14 protein-coding genes are annotated in these 14,752 nt (G+C 74.7%); 6 read left to right on the top strand and 8 right to left on the bottom strand.

Annotated elements, in window-relative coordinates:
- Positions 1 to 85 precede the first annotated feature (85 nt).
- Both EBO35_RS19080 and rpsF read right to left on the bottom strand, forming a co-directional pair.
- Complete coding sequence (locus EBO35_RS19080) at positions 86 to 655, bottom strand: single-stranded DNA-binding protein (protein ID WP_122819133.1); 570 nt, start codon at positions 653 to 655, stop codon at positions 86 to 88.
- A 94-nt stretch (positions 656 to 749) separates the two neighbouring features.
- Positions 750 to 1,040, bottom strand: coding sequence for a 30S ribosomal protein S6 (rpsF, locus tag EBO35_RS19085; RefSeq protein ID WP_122819134.1), 291 nt, complete (start codon positions 1,038 to 1,040; stop codon positions 750 to 752).
- Between the two features lie 214 nt (positions 1,041 to 1,254).
- Here rpsF and EBO35_RS19090 point away from each other — a divergent pair, with 214 nt between their 5' ends.
- Positions 1,255 to 2,064 (top strand): serine/threonine-protein kinase, encoded by an 810-nt coding sequence (locus EBO35_RS19090; RefSeq protein ID WP_206422619.1) that lies wholly within the window; start codon positions 1,255 to 1,257, stop codon positions 2,062 to 2,064.
- A gap of 1 nt (position 2,065) precedes the next feature.
- Here EBO35_RS19090 and EBO35_RS19095 read toward each other — a convergent pair whose 3' ends face one another.
- Entirely contained in the window at positions 2,066 to 2,950 is an 885-nt protein-coding gene (locus EBO35_RS19095; protein WP_206422620.1) for a helix-turn-helix domain-containing protein, read from the bottom strand.
- 100 nt (positions 2,951 to 3,050) lie between these two features.
- On the opposite strand from EBO35_RS19095, the gene EBO35_RS19100 reads away from it, so the two are divergent.
- From EBO35_RS19100 to EBO35_RS19110, 3 genes are all read left to right on the top strand, one after another.
- The gene (locus EBO35_RS19100) at positions 3,051 to 3,797 is read left to right on the top strand and encodes an SDR family NAD(P)-dependent oxidoreductase (protein WP_122819135.1); all 747 of its coding nucleotides are present in this window, start codon (positions 3,051 to 3,053) and stop codon (positions 3,795 to 3,797) included.
- Between the two features lie 203 nt (positions 3,798 to 4,000).
- On the top strand, positions 4,001 to 4,798 hold the full coding sequence (locus EBO35_RS19105; RefSeq protein ID WP_122819136.1) for a deoxyribonuclease IV: 798 nt from the start codon (positions 4,001 to 4,003) through the stop codon (positions 4,796 to 4,798).
- Between the two features lie 176 nt (positions 4,799 to 4,974).
- Complete coding sequence (locus tag EBO35_RS19110; protein ID WP_122819137.1) at positions 4,975 to 5,586, top strand: DUF5317 family protein; 612 nt, start codon at positions 4,975 to 4,977, stop codon at positions 5,584 to 5,586.
- Positions 5,587 to 5,688: 102 nt separating this feature from the next.
- Here the strand turns inward: EBO35_RS19110 and EBO35_RS20275 are convergent, their stop codons facing one another.
- The 4 genes from EBO35_RS20275 to EBO35_RS19130 are packed head-to-tail and all read right to left on the bottom strand — an operon-like array spanning position 5,689 to position 10,868.
- Positions 5,689 to 8,136, bottom strand: a complete 2,448-nt coding sequence (locus EBO35_RS20275; RefSeq protein ID WP_122819138.1) for a CHAT domain-containing protein — start codon at positions 8,134 to 8,136, stop codon at positions 5,689 to 5,691.
- A 4-nt stretch (positions 8,137 to 8,140) separates the two neighbouring features.
- Positions 8,141 to 9,742: a S8/S53 family peptidase gene (locus tag EBO35_RS19120; RefSeq protein WP_122819139.1), complete on the bottom strand. Its 1,602-nt coding sequence runs from the start codon at positions 9,740 to 9,742 to the stop codon at positions 8,141 to 8,143.
- 11 nt (positions 9,743 to 9,753) lie between these two features.
- On the bottom strand, positions 9,754 to 10,230 hold the full coding sequence (locus tag EBO35_RS19125) for a hypothetical protein (RefSeq protein WP_127479395.1): 477 nt from the start codon (positions 10,228 to 10,230) through the stop codon (positions 9,754 to 9,756).
- A complete protein-coding gene (locus EBO35_RS19130; RefSeq protein WP_122819141.1) occupies positions 10,230 to 10,868 on the bottom strand; it encodes an RNA polymerase sigma factor in 639 nt (212 codons plus the stop codon). Before EBO35_RS19130 ends, EBO35_RS19125 begins: the two co-directional genes overlap by 1 nt.
- Positions 10,869 to 11,086: 218 nt before the next feature.
- On the opposite strand from EBO35_RS19130, the gene EBO35_RS19135 reads away from it, so the two are divergent.
- Positions 11,087 to 12,253 carry a lipid II:glycine glycyltransferase FemX gene (locus EBO35_RS19135; RefSeq protein WP_122819142.1) on the top strand — a complete coding sequence of 389 codons (1,167 nt, stop codon included), beginning with the start codon at positions 11,087 to 11,089 and terminating at the stop codon, positions 12,251 to 12,253.
- Complete coding sequence (locus EBO35_RS19140) at positions 12,253 to 13,338, top strand: alanine racemase (RefSeq protein WP_122819143.1); 1,086 nt, start codon at positions 12,253 to 12,255, stop codon at positions 13,336 to 13,338. Before EBO35_RS19135 ends, EBO35_RS19140 begins: the two co-directional genes overlap by 1 nt.
- Here the strand turns inward: EBO35_RS19140 and EBO35_RS19145 are convergent.
- On the bottom strand, positions 13,331 to 14,752 hold the full coding sequence (locus EBO35_RS19145; protein ID WP_122819144.1) for a glycosyltransferase family 87 protein: 1,422 nt from the start codon (positions 14,750 to 14,752) through the stop codon (positions 13,331 to 13,333). The genes EBO35_RS19140 and EBO35_RS19145 overlap by 8 nt on opposite strands.

A 14,752-nucleotide genomic window follows, 5' to 3' on the forward strand; every position in this document is an offset into this window, starting at 1 on the left:
TTTCTAGAAGCCCGGCCCTGAGTGGTTACAGGGCCGGAATGGTTGAGGGTGAACGGATGGGTCTGGCTGCTGATCAGCTGCCGGGTCAGAACGGGGGCTCGTCAGAGCCCACGCCGGGAGCACCCCACGGGTCGTTGGCCGGGGCACCGCCCTGGCCGCCGCCCGAGCCGCCACCCTGCTGGGGAGGAGGAGTGGCCCACGGGTCGGCCCCGCCACCGCCGGCCGGGGCACCGCCCCCGCCGGAGTAGCCGCCGCCCCCACCAGCACCGCCGGCACCGCCCGCGCCCTGACGGCTGGCGCGGGTGACCTTCGCGGTGGCGCTGCGCAGGGACGGACCGACCTCCTCGACCTCGATCTCGAAGACGGTGCGCTTCTCACCCTCGCGAGTCTCGTAGGTCCGGGACTTCAGGCGACCCTGCACGATCACGCGCATGCCGCGCTGCAGGGACTCGGCGACGTTCTCCGCGGCCTGCCGCCACACCGAGCAGGACAGGAACAGCGTGTCGCCGTCCTTCCACTCGTTGCTCTGGCGGTCGAACGTGCGCGGCGTCGAGGCGATCCGGAAGTTCGCGACGGCAGCACCCGAGGGGGTGAAGCGCAGCTCCGGGTCGTCGACGAGGTTGCCGATCACCGTGATGACGGTATCGCCTGCCATGGGGTCTCCCTAGCGTCGTGCTGATCAGTGGTTTCCGCGCATCGTCGCGTGCTGCGCCGACATGCGGAGGGGGTCATCCACAGGGGACGACGCCTCAGTGGACGTCGGGCCGGATGACCTTGGTGCGCAGGATCGACTCGTTGAGCGTGAGCTGGCGGTCGAACTCCTTGACCGTGGCCGGCTCGGCGTTCAGCGAGATGACGGCGTAGATGCCCTCGGCGTTCTTCTTGACCTCGTAGGCGAGGCGGCGACGTCCCCAGACGTCGACGGACTCGATCGAGCCACCATCCTTGCGGATGACGTTGAGGTACTTGTCGAGGGACGGCTCGATGGTCCGCTCCTCAAGGCTGGGGTCGAGGATGACCATCACTTCGTAAGCACGCATAGCGGTCTCCACCTCCTCTGGACTCGGCGGCCACGGTCTCTCCGTGGCAGGAGGGCTGTGCGTTCCCCGCGCGGAGCACGGGGTCCCGGATGCGACCGACCCGTCGGTGGGCAGGGCGCAGCGGACAGCACAGGCTAGCAGCGGCGCGCGCGGCGGTCCCAATCCTGTGGAGATCGGTGCGCGTCCGGGTCTCCGGCGTGGTTAGCCTCCCGGGGTGGTCCGTCTGCGCCGCCGTGCCGCGCCCCCCACCGTCGCCGGTCGCTACGTGCTGACCGACCAGGTGGGGCTCGGCGGGAGCGGCACCGTGTGGCGGGCCTGGGACGTCCGGGAGGAGCTGTACGTCGCGGTCAAGGTGCTGCGTCACCGCGACCCGGCCCTGGTGCTGCGCTTCGTGCGCGAGCAGTCGCTGCGCATCCACCACCGCCACGTGCTGGCCCCGCGCGGCTGGGCGGCCGAGGACGACGTGGTGGCGCTCGCGACCGACCTGGTCCGCGGGGGCTCCCTGGCGGCGCTGGCCGGGGGCGGCGTCCCGCTCGCCGAGGGCTTCGTGGCAGCGGTGCTCGACCAGGCCCTCCAGGCGCTGGTGGCCGTGCACGCGGCGGGCGTGGTGCACGGCGACGTGAAGCCCGCGAACCTGCTCCTCGAGCCCACCGGCCGCGGCCGCCCGCACGTCCGGCTGGCCGACTTCGGCGTCGCCACCGTCGCGGACGGCGTCGCGTTCGCGCCCGTGGGCCCGGCCGGGACGCCGGCGTACCTCGCCCCGGAGCTGGCCGCCGGGGCCGCGCCGCATCCCAGCCAGGACGTGTACGCGCTCGGCGTCACCGGACGCCGACTGCTCGCGCCGAGCGCGCCCGCGGCCACGCTGCTGGCCTCGCTGACCCGCTCCGAGCCGGCGCTGCGGCCCTCGGCGGCCGCCGCGCTGGAGCGCCTGCGTGCGCTTCCGGTACGCCGCGACCGGGCCTGGCCGTCGGTGCCGGACCGGATCGGCCCCGATCCGCCGCCGCCCCGGCTGCGGACCCCGTGACTCAGGCCCGGTCCAGGGTGGAGGTCGGGACGCCCAGGTCCTGGGTGCCGACCACCCGCAACAGCCCGAGCGAGTCGGCCTCCGGCGTACCCGGGGCGGCCGAGTACACGACCACCAGCTGGTCGGTGTCCGGGACGTGCAGCGTGTCGCACTCCAGCGTCACCGGGCCGAGCCCCCGGTGCAGGACGGTCTTGCGATGGCTGCGCCAGGCGCCGGCCGACTCCTGCTCCCACAGCAGCGCGAACCCCGGCGAGCCGCCGCGCAGGTCCGCCAGGAGCCGCTGGAGGTCCGGGTCGCGCGGATACCGGGCGTACGCCGAGCGCAGGCTGGCCACGCTCTGCCGGGCCGTCAGCTCCCGCTCCTGCGGCGTACCGCCCACGCCGCTGCGCGGCGGGTCGCTCCGGTCGGGCAGGAAGCGCAGCCGGTTGAGGTTGCGGCGCTCGGGCCGCAGCGCCGACCAGTCACCCAGCAGCGCCGCGGACATGGCGTTCCACGCCAGCACGTCGCCCTTGGCGCTGAGCACCATCGTGGGCAGGTCCACGAAGCGGTCGATGAGGCGCAGCACGCTGGGCCGCACGTGCAGGTCGATGGTGCCCACCTGGGGCAGCGCCGCCCCGGCGAGCCGGAACAGCTCGTCGCGGCCGTCGACGTCGAGGCGCAGCGCGCGGGCCAGGGCGCCGACCACCTGCGCCGAGGGCTGGGGTCCGCGGCCCTGCTCCAGCCGGACCACGTAGTCCACCGAGATCCCGGCCAGCAGCGCGAGCTCCTCGCGGCGCAGCCCCGGGACGCGGCGGTTCCGGCCCGGCGCCAGGCCGGCGTCCTCGGGCCGGACCCGCGCCCGGGCCCGGCGCAGCGCGCTCGCGAGGCCGGGGCGGTTGATGCTCACCGGGCCAGCATGCCCCGGCCCGGGCGGCCCCGGGTAGGACCGCCGGTCCCACGACGACGCGGTCCTCCCGCGCACCGCCGGACCCGCCGAGGGTGGAGCCATGACCACCAACAGCGCACCGCCGCCCCCGCCCACCACCACCTCCGTGCTCGTCACCGGCGCCACCAAGGGCCTCGGCCTCGAGGCCGCCCACCGGTTCGCCGCCCTCGGCTGGACCGTCTGGCTCGGCGCCCGCGACGCCGAGCGCGGCGACCAGGCCGCCGCCGACGTGGCCGCGGCGCAGCCGGACGCCGACGTCCGGCCGCTCCTGCTCGACGTCACCGACGACGCGTCGGTCGCCGCGGCGTACGACGTCCTCGTGGCCAGCAGCACCGGCCTGGACGTGCTCGTCAACAACGCGGGCATCGCCGGCACCCACGCCGCGCCGGCCGAGGTCGTGCCGGCGGACTTCCTCCCCGTCTTCGGCGTGAACCTGCTCGGGCCGGTCCGGGTCACCCACGCGTTCCTGCCGCTGCTGCGCCGCTCGGCCGCCCCGCGGCTGGTGATGGTCTCCAGCGGGATGGGCTCCTTCGCGATCACGGGCGACCCGGACCGCGTCGAGTCCACCGTGCCGGGGCTCGTCTACCCCGCCTCGAAGGCGGCGCTGAACATGGTCACGACGATGTACGCCAAGGCGCTGCCCGACGTGCGCGTCGTGGCCGTCGACCCCGGCTACACCGCCACCGACCTCAACGGCCACTCCGGCCCGCAGAGCGTCGCGGAGGGGGTCGAGGCGATCGTCACCGGCGCCGCCGCGGACACGCTCCCCGGCCTCTTCGTGGGCCGGGACGGCGCGCTGGGCTGGTGAGGGGCCGGCTCGGCCCGGCCCGGCTGCGAAAAACAGGTGGGGTGGGACGGCGGATCGGGAACAACTGGTGGGGACGGCCCGCTCCGGAGCCCCGGCAGGCCCCCGACCCCACCCGTTGTCACCGCAGCTCCCTCAGACCCCACCAGTTTTTCCGGATCGGCCCAGCGCCACCGGCTGTCGGCGCCGGTTCCTACGATGAGCCCATGAGCAGCATCGCGATCGGAGCCCACGTCGACCAGGCCGACCCGATCGGGGAGGCCCAGGCCCGCGGGGCGGAGCTGGTGCAGTTCTTCCTCGGCGACCCGCAGGGCTGGAAGGGCCCGAAGGTCGAGTACGCCGGAGGCGCCGAGGGCCTGCGCGCGGACGCGGAGGCGGCCGGCGTCGACCTGTACGTGCACGCGCCGTACGTGCTGAACGTCGCCACCACCAACAACCGGATCCGGATCCCGAGCCGCAAGATGCTCCAGCAGCACGTCGACGCCGCGGCCGCGATCGGGGCCAAGGGGCTGATCGTGCACGGCGGGCACGTCAACAAGGCCGACGACCCGGAGAAGGGGTTCGACAACTGGCGCAAGGCGATCGAGGCGACCGACCTGAAGCTGCCGCTGCTGATCGAGAACACCGCCGGCGGCGACAACGCGATGACCCGCTACCTCGACCGGATCGGGCGGGTCTGGGACGCGATCGCCGGCTGCGAGCAGGCCGACCTGGTCGGCTTCTGCCTGGACACCTGCCACGCCCACGCCGGCGGCAACCCGCTGGAGACCGTGGTCGAGGACGTGCTGCGGATCACCGGCCGGATCGACCTGGTGCACTGCAACGACAGCCGCGACGAGTTCGACTCCGGAGCCGACCGGCACGCCAACTTCGGCGCCGGGAAGATCGACCCGGAGCTGCTGGCCTCGGTCGTCCGCGACGCCGGGGCCCCGGTCGTCTGCGAGACCCCCGGCCCGGCCGACGCCCACGTCGCCGACTTCGCCTGGCTGCGCGAGCGGGTCTGACTCCGGACGCCCCCGGGCCGGCCGCACCCCGTGTGGCGGCCGGGCCGTGGGGCGCGGGTCTCGACCACCAGGAGCCAGCAGCCGGCCGCGTGATACCCCGCCCGAGTCCTGGTGGGGACCGAGTCGCTGGTCTAGTCGTCCTTTGCGTCAGGCCCGCCCGGTGATCTGCTGACGCGATGCCGGGACCTGGCCTGGTCATCCTGATGCTGGCGCCGATCGCGGCGGCCGGCGTACTCGCCGTGGCCCTGCGGCCCCGCCTCGCCGGCGCCTCGCGGCTGCGCGCCCTCTGGCTGCTCGTCCCCATCGTGGTGGCCACCCCCGTCGCAGCGCGCCTGCGCGCCGCCGAGGTCGTTCCCGACGGCGTCGTCAACCGGACGTTCGCCGTCCTGGTCGTGCTGGCGGCCGCGGGCTTCCTGATCGCGAACCGGGGCCAGCGCTCGGCGCTGGTGCGCGCCGGCGTACGTCTGACCGCAGCCGGTGCCGCGGCGAACGCGGCCGCGACCCTGCTCTACGGAGCCATGCCGGTGCTCGCCGCGTCGGCCCGGTGGATGGGGTCGGACCTGCGGGCGGGTGAGCACCCAGACGCCGAGTACGTCGCCGTGTCCGCCTCCCAGGTCCCCGCTCTCCTGCTCGGCGATGTCCTTCCGGTGCCGGTGCTCGAGGCCGTCGTCAGCCTCGGTGACCTGCTGCTCGTCCCCGGTGGCGCGATCCTCCTCGCCGCCGTCCTCGCGCCCCTCCTCCGACCCTTGCCCGCCCCCACTCCACACCGGGAGGAGGTGAACCCATGAAGGACACCCTCAAGGCACGCGTGTACGTCGCCACCGCCGGCGTCGCCACCACCGTGCTCGCCGTCTACACCCTCGCCGCGCCGTACAACCATGGTCACTGAGCTAGCCGAAGCACACCAGCGGCACCGGGGCGGTGTCGGTCGAGACGGCCGGCACCGCCGCAGCCAGGGCGGCGGCCGGATCGACACCGGCGGCGAGCTGCCGGTGCACGGCGACCAGGACGTCGTACGCCGCCCGGTCGCTGATCGCGGCGGCCGAGGCGATCACGCACCGGCTGCCGGCGTGCAGCCAGGCCCCGGCCATGCCGATCAGCTCCTCGCCCCACCGGACGTTGGAGCGACCGACCTCGCAGGCGGAGAGCAGCACCACGTCGGGAACCGAGCGGAGCCGGTCGATGTCGTAGCCGAACCACGGCCCGTCGGCCAGGGTCAGGCCGGAGAACATCGGGTTCTCGGCCGAGTGCCGGCCGTGGGCCGCGACGTGCAGGACGTCGACCTGCTCGGCGAGCTCGGAGACCGCGGCCGCGGTGGCGGCCGCACCGACCAGGACCCGGGCCCCGTCCCAGCCCGCGGCGGCCGCGAAGACCTCGTCCTCGGCCCTGGCCACCCGCGGCCCGGCGACGAGGCCGGCGGTCGCCGTCCGCAGCGGCGTCGTCCGCCGGGCCAGCCAGGAGGTCGCGGACTGGGCGACGGTCACGGGCCGGCCGACGTACCCGGGCAGCAGCGGCCACGGCACCCCGGCCAGCACCCCCGACGGCGTCAGCACGACCCGCCGCTCGCCGACCGCCTCGAGCACCGGCGTGACCAGCAGGCCGGCGAGCCGGTCGAGTCGCGCGGTGAGCGCGCCGCGGACCGCCCCTGACATCGGCTCCGGGAGGTCGACCGCTGCCACGTCGAGGTCGGGAAGGAGCCCGCCGACGAGCTCGTCGAGCTCGGGCCGGGTCCCGAGGTCGGCCCAGGTGGTGCCGGCGTCGGTCACCACCAGCGCGGTCAGTCGCTCGGCCGTCACGACGTAGGCCACGAGCGCCGTCTGCGGGTCCAGGGCCGAGCGCAGCGCCGCAAGCGTGACCGGGTCGCTCACCTCGCCGGATCCGTGGTGCTGCCAGGCGCGCTCCCGCACCCGCCGCCGCAGCTCCGCCTCGCGCGCGGGGTCGCGGCTGCCCTCCTCGCCAGCGAGCCGGCGCAGCTCGGACAGGTCGGCCGACAGCGCCTCGTCCTCGGGCGCCCGCACCGGTTGCACCCGGCTCGCCAGCATCCGCGCCCGCTCCGACCACTCCAGCAGTACCGCGGGCCGACCCGACTCCACGGCCAGGGCCAGCCCGCGTACGCCGAGGCGTACACCCTGACCCGCAACTCCGGTCTGCAGGTCGAGCGACCCGAACGAGCTCTGCCAGGCGTGCAGGTCGGCGAGGCCGGCGCGCAGGTGCCGCAAGGCGTCGGCGCGTCGTCCCTGCGCGGCCGCCAGCTCGGCCCGGACCTCGCGGTCGAGGAGTCGCACCTCCAGCGGCGTCCCGCTCCCGGTCCGCACCGTCGCGAGGCGAGCCCGGGCTCCGGCGGTGCGGCCCTGCAGCAGCTCCGCCCTGGCCGTGTGCAGGACGATCTTCAAACTCGGCCAGCGCAGTCCCAGCCCCCTGAGCTCCTGGGCCACGGCGCCCGCACTCTCGAGGACCCGCGGGCCCGCCCGTCCCTGCTCCATCGCGGCCTCCAGCGCGAGCCCGTCCGCCCGGACCGCCCACGCGTGCACCCCGCTCGCGCGGAACCGGCGGCCCGCCGCCTTGGCCGCCACCTCCGCGGCCACCGGGTCGCTGGTCAGCAGGTTCTGGGCGAGGGCGAGTTCCGCCTCGGCCTGGCGCCGCCGCAGCCGGGCCAGGCCGTACGCACGAGCGGCCGCGGCCAGGGCGTTCCTGCCCTCGACCAGCTGGCCGGCGGGCAGGAGCACCTCCGCCCGGTCCTGGTCGCAGGTCGCCTCGCTGACCGGGCTGAGCGGGGCCAGTACGGTGCGGGCGGCGTCCATCCGGCGCAGCGCCCCGAGCAGGTCGCCACGCATCAGCAGGCAGTAGCCCAGGTTGTGCTCGGCCATCGCTGCCTCGAGCGGTTCGCCGGCGGCGGCCAGCGGCGCCAGGGCCGCCGCGAAGTCGGCCTCCGCAGCGTCCACCTCGCCGCGCTGGAGATGCACCCCGCCGCGGTTCAGGTGGCTGCGACCGACGACCGACGCGGTGGCCTCTGCAGCCGCGAGGGCGGAGCCGAGGTGGGCGAGGGCCGAGTCCGTGTCGCCCGCCAGCATCGCGAGCAGCCCGCGCTGGGCGTGCGCAGCAGCCCGCGTCTCGGGCCCCGTCCCCGGCCGGCCGAGCACCGCGTCACAGATCTCGCGGGCCCGCTCACGGTCCCCGGTCTCCGCGTGGTGGTAGGCCTCGGTGAGGTCGATGCGCGCCGAGATCTCGACATCGTCGGCGCGCTCCCGGGCTTGGACGAGCAGGCGGCGGCTCTGGGCCATCCGGCCGCCATTGAGCGCGGCGAGCGCCCTGCGGTGCAGCTCCTCGGCCGTCAGCACGCTCCTAGTCTGGGGTCATGTCGGCCACCTCGGCCAGCACTCCCCAGATCCGGTCAACCATGTCGGCGGCGGTCTCGTCCTCGGGCAACGCCCCCAGGGTTGCGGCGACCCGGCCCGCGAACAGGGGTGCGGCGAACGACGTCCCGCTCCAGACGCCGAAGCCACCGCTGAAGTCGTCGGGGTCGATGGACTCCCGGACCCGACCGAGGACCTTCGTGCGCGCCACCGGCTGCAGCCCGCCCTCGAAGGCGGGCATCGTGCTCACCAGCGCGGCTCCCGGCACGTAGACCCGCACCCACGGACCCGTGTTGGTGAACAGCGCGTCGCTGCGCCCGCTGGGGTTCAGTGCGCCCACCGACACCACCGGCAGCACGGTGGAGTCGGCCGCGACCGGTCCGGCGCCGTCGCTCCAAGGCGCGAACGCCGCCGGGAAGCTCGGCCTCGTGGTGGCGGCATTCCCGGCGGAACTGACGACCAGGGTCCCCAGGCGTCCGAGCTCGGCGAGCAGCCCGTGCAGGGTCGGGTCGAAGAGCTCGTCCTCCGGTGTCTCGTGGTAGTAGCCCATCGACAGCGTCAGCACGTCGATAGCCCGGCCGCCCGGCTCGCCGGCTCGGTGCCGGCGCACGAGTTCGACCACCTGCGAGAGCGTGGCCACCAGGTCGGACTCCACAATGGGGCCCGAAGAGGGGACGGCCCGCCACACCAGCAGGTCTGCGTCGGGACAGGCCTGGTGGACCAGGCCCGCGATGAAGGTCCCGTGTCCCGAGAGGGGGTCGATCACCCCATCCAGCATCCCCATCAGGTCGCCGCCGACCTCCGGGTCGGTCTTCGGGTCGGCGTACCCGATGGCCTGGCCGTCGAGCTCGATCCCCTTCTGCACGACGTCGTCGAGCCATGGGTGGCTGGCACAGCCGGTGTCGAGGATCGCCACCACCGGACGGCGCCCGGGGACATGCTCGCTTCGCACTGGCTTCGGCCCGATGTACGAGACCGGCTGGCGTCCACCCGACCCTGGGGTCGCGTAGGTCGAGACGGCGTAGGACAGCTCGCCGGCGGGGTTGCTCGCGTGGAACGGGTTGCTCGCGTGGAACGGGTTGCTGGCATGGAACGGGTTGCTGGCATGGAACGGGTTGCTCGCGTGGAACGGGTTGCTCGCGTGGAACGGGTCCGCGCCGAGGCCGCCGGCGAAGACGACGTGATCCAGGCCGGTCCCCTCGACCGCCTTCGCCCCGAAGTGCGCCCGCGTCTGCTGTAGCAGCCCGAAGGCATCGGGGGCCGCGCTGACCGACGTCGACGCCAGGACCCGGACCGCTCGCACCCCGAAGGGCAGGTCCCGGGTGCGGACGTCCTCCTCCTCCGGAATGACCTCCCAGCCCAGCGGCTCGGCCACCGCGCGCAGGACCTCCAGCGCGCCGTCGAAGTCGACGGACTTCGAGACCAGCAGCCGCGGGCCGACGTACGCCGTGGAGCGGGGCTGCACCCCGCGCACCGCGATGGCGGTGGTGGGGTCCAGGACCCGGGTCGCGGTCGCCGGGACGGCCGGCGCCGCGGGGGCGGGCTGGCGGCCCTGGGGCCTGCGGGGGCGCTTCTTCTCGGGCTCGGTCATGACGCTCCTGCTCAGATCTCGAAGAACGGGGTGGCGATCGGGGGCGCGCCGTCGGCGTGCGGCTCCAGCCGGAGCCGGAACAGTCCGGCGGGCAGGCCGGTCAGCTCGAAGCGGCCGTTGTCGCTGACCACGACGTCCAGGGTGCGCGGCTGGTCGCCGCCGCTGAGGGCGCGCACGGTCATCGGCTCGGGCGGGACGACCCAGCCGTCGACCCGCGACTCGGCGCCCTCGACGGCCACCCGCAGCAGCAGGTCGGTCTCGCCGTGCACGAAGCGCAGCGTGTACGTCGTGCCGGCGCCGCGCAGGCCGGCGGCGCGGGTCCCGGCGAGCTGGGTCGGCTGCTCGGCGAGCTGCATCAGCTCCAGGTCGAGGTCGACCGCGGCCACCGCCGCCCGCATCCGGTCGACGAGGCCGGCGGGGACCGGATCCCGGTCCTCCCAGATCCCGCGCACCACGCCGAAGAGCGCCTCTCGGGTCATCTCGGTCATCACTTCACTCCCGCCTGCATCAGCGCGACGCGCAGCTTGGCCAGGCACCGGCCCCGGGTGGGCCCGATGCTCCCGATCGGCATGTCCAGGTCGCCGGCGAGCCGGCTGTAGTCGGGTCGGTGCTCGAAGGCCACCACGCGCAGCAGCCGTCGGCAGCGCTCGGGCAGGCCGTCGACGACCGCCCACAGCCGACGTCGCTCGTCCTGCTCGACGGCGTCGCCCTCCGCGGAGCCGACGCTCGGCAGCCGCGGGGCCAGGTCCTCGTCCGCGAGCGGTGTGGTGCGGGCCCCGGCCCCGGCGACCCGCCAGGCCTCGCGGCGGGCCACGGTGGTCAGCCACCCGCCCACGGCGCCGGAGTCGGCGATGTCCGCGCTGCGGCGGACCAGGGCCAGCCAGGTCGTCTGGACGACGTCCTCGGCGCTCTCGCGGGGCAGCCGGTAGGCGCGCACGACGTGCCAGAGCACCGGGGTCATCACCTCGACCAGCTCGTCGAGCCCGGCGGGATCCCCGGCCAGCCAAGTGTCGAACGCGGCCCCGGCGCGGCCCCAGAGCTGGTCGGGGCGCTGGCGCGCCGGCCCGGCGGGCGGCTGCGTGGAGTCGCTCGCGTCGTCGGTGGTGCCGCCTGTCGTCGTGGTCATCGGTCCTGACGTCCCTGCCCTGGTCCTCATCGCGATCACGAACTCCCAAGAGCGCTCACGACCGGTCCTGATACATCGTGGAGCATCGATTCCGGTCCGGCACCCGCATTCCTCGGGATCGGTCCGCGGTCCAGTCGTCCGACCGGATCGACCTGATCGACCTCGCCGGGAGCGGGCCGCGCCGGGCGCGCTGGCGGGCGCCCGATAGCCTCGGCCAGATGAGTCAGCAGCCTGTCGGAAGCCTCCTGCGTGTCGACGCGATCTCCGAGGGCGACCATCTGGACTTCCTGCGCGCGCAGCGCTCGGCGTCGTTCCTGCAGACCCCGGCCTGGGGTCAGGTCAAGGCCGAGTGGCGCCGCGAGTCGCTCGGCTGGTTCCGCGACGGCGAGCTGGTGGGCGTCGCGCTGGTGCTGCTGCGCCAGCTGCCCCGGGTCAAGCGCTACCTGGCCTACGTCCCCGAGGGCCCGGTCCTGGACTGGGCCGCCGACGACCTGCAGTCCTGGCTGGCCCCGATGACCGCGCACCTCAAGCGCCGCGGCGCCTTCGGCGTCCGGATGGGCCCCCCGGTGGTCGTCCGCCGCTGGAGCGCCGCGCAGATCAAGCAGGGCATCGCCGACGAGAGCGTCCGGCGCCTGGGCGACCTCGCCCCCCTGGACCGCGACGGCACCGGCGCGAAGGTGGTCTCCCAGCTGGACCGGCTCGGCTGGCGCCACCAGGTCGCCGAGGGCGGGTTCGCCGCGGGTCAGCCGCAGTACGTCTTCCAGGTGCCGCTGACCACCGCCGACGGGACCCCGCGCACCGAGGACGACCTCCTCAAGGGCATGAACCAGCTGTGGCGGCGCAACATCAAGAAGGCCGCCAAGGAGGGCGTCGAGGTCAGCGTCGGCGGTCCCGAGGACCTCGAGGCGTTCCACCGGCTCTACGTCCACACCGCCGAGCGCGACTCGTTCACGCCGCGGCCGCTGTCGTACTTCCGCACGATGATGCAGGCGCTGTCCGCCGAGGACCCCGACCGCTTCAAGCTCTTCCTGGCCCGCCACGACGGTGACCTGGTGGCGGCGACCATCGCGATCCGGGTCGGCACCCACGCCTGGTACTCCTACGGCGCCTCCTCGACCGAGAAGCGCGAGGTCCGCGGCTCCAATGCCGTGCAGTGGGCGATGATCCGCGACGCCCTGGCCGCCGGCGCCGAGGTCTACGACCTGCGCGGGATCACCGACACCCTCGACGCCGAGGACCCGCACGTCGGCCTGGTCCAGTTCAAGGTCGGCACCGGCGGCGAGGCCGTGGAGTACGCCGGGGAGTGGGACCTGCCGCTCAACCGGCCCCTGTACGCCGCGTTCGACCTGTACATGAAGCGCCGCTCCGGCGGGGGGAGGGACTGATGAGCCTGACCCTCTCCGTCGACGGCGAGCGCTGGCGCGCCCACCTGCGTGCGGTCGCCGCGGCGAACCCGGGCCTGGTGCCGGTCGCCAAGGGCAACGGCTACGGCTTCACGGTCGGCCGGCTGGCCCGCAAGGCCCAGTGGCTGCACGACCAGGGGCTCCACGACCCGACCGCCGGCGCTCCGACGCTGGCGGTCGGCACCTACGACGAGCTCGAGCACGTCGCTCACCGCTTCGACGGCGACCTGCTGGTGCTCGCCCCGTGGCGGCCGTTCGGGGTCGGCCTCGAGGTCGATCCCGCGCTGGCGGACCGGGTCGTGCACACCGTCGGCCGGCTCGGCGACCTCGCCGACCTGCTCGACCGGCAGCCGGACGCCCGGATCGTGCTGGAGCGGATGACCAGCATGAAGCGGCACGGGTTCTCCGCCCCCGACCTGTGGGCGGCCTCCCGGATGCTCGCCGACCGGCCCGGCGCCCGGGTGGAGGGGGTCGCGATGCACCTGCCACTGGCCCAGGGCTCGCACCTGTCCGAGGTGCACCGGCTGATGAACGACGTGGTCGCCGCCGAGCTCGACACGCGCACGCTGTGGGTCAGCCACCTCACCGGCACCGAGCTGAGCGCGCTGCGCACGGCGTACGCCGACTACACGATCCGGCCCCGGGTGGGGACCTCGCTGTGGCTGGGCGACCGGGGGGCGCTGCGGGTCGAGTCGACAGTGCTCGACGTGCACGCGGTGGAGCGCGGCGAGACCTACGGCTACCGCGGCCGGGGCGCCCCCAAGTCGGGCCACCTGCTGGTGGTCAGCGGCGGGACCGCCCACGGGATCGGGCTCGAGGCGCCGACCGGCGACCACTCGATGAAGGCCCGCGCGGCCACGCTCGCGCGCGGCGGCCTCGACGCCGTCGGGTTCGTGCGCTCGCCGTTCTCGATCGACGGCAAGCTGCGCCTGTTCGCCGAGCCGCCGCACATGCAGGCCTCGATGCTGTTCCTGCCGCACGGCGCCCGGGTGCCGGAGGTCGGCGAGGAGGTCGAGGTCCGGGTGCGCTTCACGACCACGGCCTTCGACGCGGTCCGGATCAGCTGAGCGGCACCGGCGCCCGGGCGGCCCGCCAGGGGACCCGGGGAGTGCGCTCCTCGGCCACCGGGTCGGCCGCGGGCCGCAGCACGTCGCGCACGACGACGCCCACCAGGTAGAGCTCGCCGGCCACCCGGAGCAGGATCGCCACCCAGTACAGGGCGGCGTCCTCGCCGCCCGCCGGGGCGAGGTAGCCGCCGAGGTACCACCAGACCGAGGCGAAGTAGACAGCCTCGGTGCCCTGCCAGATCACCTGGTCCCGGATCCGCGGCACCGCCAGCACTGCCAGCGGCAGCAGCCACAGCACGTACTGCGGCGAGTAGACCTTGTTGACGAGCAGGAAGCCGGCCACGATCAGGAACCCGAGCTGGGCCAGCCGCGGGGTGCGCGGCGCGAGGAGGCCGAGCACGAGGACCCCGACGCACCAGGCGCCGAAGAGCAGCCACGACCAGGTGTTCACGGTGTGCGGCTCGATGGCGGTGTCGGTGGCCTGGGCAAGCACCAGCCACACCGAGCCGAGGTCCGGGCCGCGCTCGGAGTTGAACGACCAGAAGACCCGCCACTGGTCGGGTCCGGAGAGGTACGCCGGGAGGTTGGCGAGCAGCCAGGCGCCGGCGGCGGCCAGGACCACCCGGAGCAGGTCCCGCACCCGCCGCTCGCACAGACAGATCACCAGGATCGCCCCGATCAGGAAGAGCGGGTAGAGCTTGGCGGCCGTCCCGAGCCCGATCAGGACCCCGGTGAGGACCGGCCGGTCGCGCGCCCAGGCCCACAGCGCACCCGCGACGCAGACCACGGCGAGCAGGTCCCAGTTGATCAGCGCCGTCAGCGCCAGGACCGGCGAGGCCGCGAACAGCGCGGCGTCCCACGGGCGCCGCCGGTGCACGCCGGCGAGCAGCCAGATCATCAGCAGCGCCACCGCGGCCAGCAGGACCGCGTTGACGAGGAAGTAGAGCCGGACCTCGCGCCGGACGTCCCGGTCCCCGGCGAGCTCGGCTGCCGGCCGGTCCGCGCGGGCGTCCAGGTCCGGTGACCCGCTCAGCCAGTGCGTCGCCTGGGCGGCGGCCCAGGCGAAGTAGGAGATCCCGACCGGGTACTCCATCACCTCGTAGCGGTCCCGCAGCGCCGCGTCGTCGTCGTAGGGCCAGCCCAGCTCGGCGAAGCCACGCCCGGTGTAGAGGTAGGGCAGGTCGGAGTAGCACATCTGGGTGTAGCGCTGGCCGTCGTCGGACCAGGTCGACTGGTAGCAGCCGGCCTTCTGCACCAGACCCAGGGCGAGGCAGAGCGCGGTCAACGCCAACAGGACCCGGACCGGCGTCCACCACGGGTGCCGCCCGGCACGCGTGCCGACCGGACCGCCGATGCCCTCGCTGAGCGCGGCGGCGGTGGGGTCGTCCCGGGTCGGGTGGACGTGGCCGGTCAT

The sequence above is a fragment of the Nocardioides pantholopis genome (assembly GCF_003710085.1).
In the GTDB taxonomy this organism is placed as follows: domain Bacteria; phylum Actinomycetota; class Actinomycetes; order Propionibacteriales; family Nocardioidaceae; genus Nocardioides; species Nocardioides pantholopis.

What these genes read in the sequence shown, in the direction of transcription:
- EBO35_RS19080 (WP_122819133.1), bottom strand. Translation starts at nt 655, where the DNA reads ATGGCAGGCGATACCGTCATCACGGTGATCGGCAACCTCGTCGACGAC.
- rpsF (WP_122819134.1), bottom strand. Translation starts at nt 1,040, where the DNA reads ATGCGTGCTTACGAAGTGATGGTCATCCTCGACCCCAGCCTTGAGGAG.
- EBO35_RS19100 (WP_122819135.1), top strand. Translation starts at nt 3,051, where the DNA reads ATGACCACCAACAGCGCACCGCCGCCCCCGCCCACCACCACCTCCGTG.
- EBO35_RS19105 (WP_122819136.1), top strand. Translation starts at nt 4,001, where the DNA reads ATGAGCAGCATCGCGATCGGAGCCCACGTCGACCAGGCCGACCCGATC.
- EBO35_RS19110 (WP_122819137.1), top strand. Translation starts at nt 4,975, where the DNA reads ATGCCGGGACCTGGCCTGGTCATCCTGATGCTGGCGCCGATCGCGGCG.
- EBO35_RS19120 (WP_122819139.1), bottom strand. Translation starts at nt 9,742, where the DNA reads ATGACCGAGCCCGAGAAGAAGCGCCCCCGCAGGCCCCAGGGCCGCCAG.
- EBO35_RS19125 (WP_127479395.1), bottom strand. Translation starts at nt 10,230, where the DNA reads ATGACCGAGATGACCCGAGAGGCGCTCTTCGGCGTGGTGCGCGGGATC.
- EBO35_RS19130 (WP_122819141.1), bottom strand. Translation starts at nt 10,868, where the DNA reads ATGACCACGACGACAGGCGGCACCACCGACGACGCGAGCGACTCCACG.
- EBO35_RS19135 (WP_122819142.1), top strand. Translation starts at nt 11,087, where the DNA reads ATGAGTCAGCAGCCTGTCGGAAGCCTCCTGCGTGTCGACGCGATCTCC.
- EBO35_RS19140 (WP_122819143.1), top strand. Translation starts at nt 12,253, where the DNA reads ATGAGCCTGACCCTCTCCGTCGACGGCGAGCGCTGGCGCGCCCACCTG.
- EBO35_RS19145 (WP_122819144.1), bottom strand. Translation starts at nt 14,752, where the DNA reads ATGACCGGCCACGTCCACCCGACCCGGGACGACCCCACCGCCGCCGCG.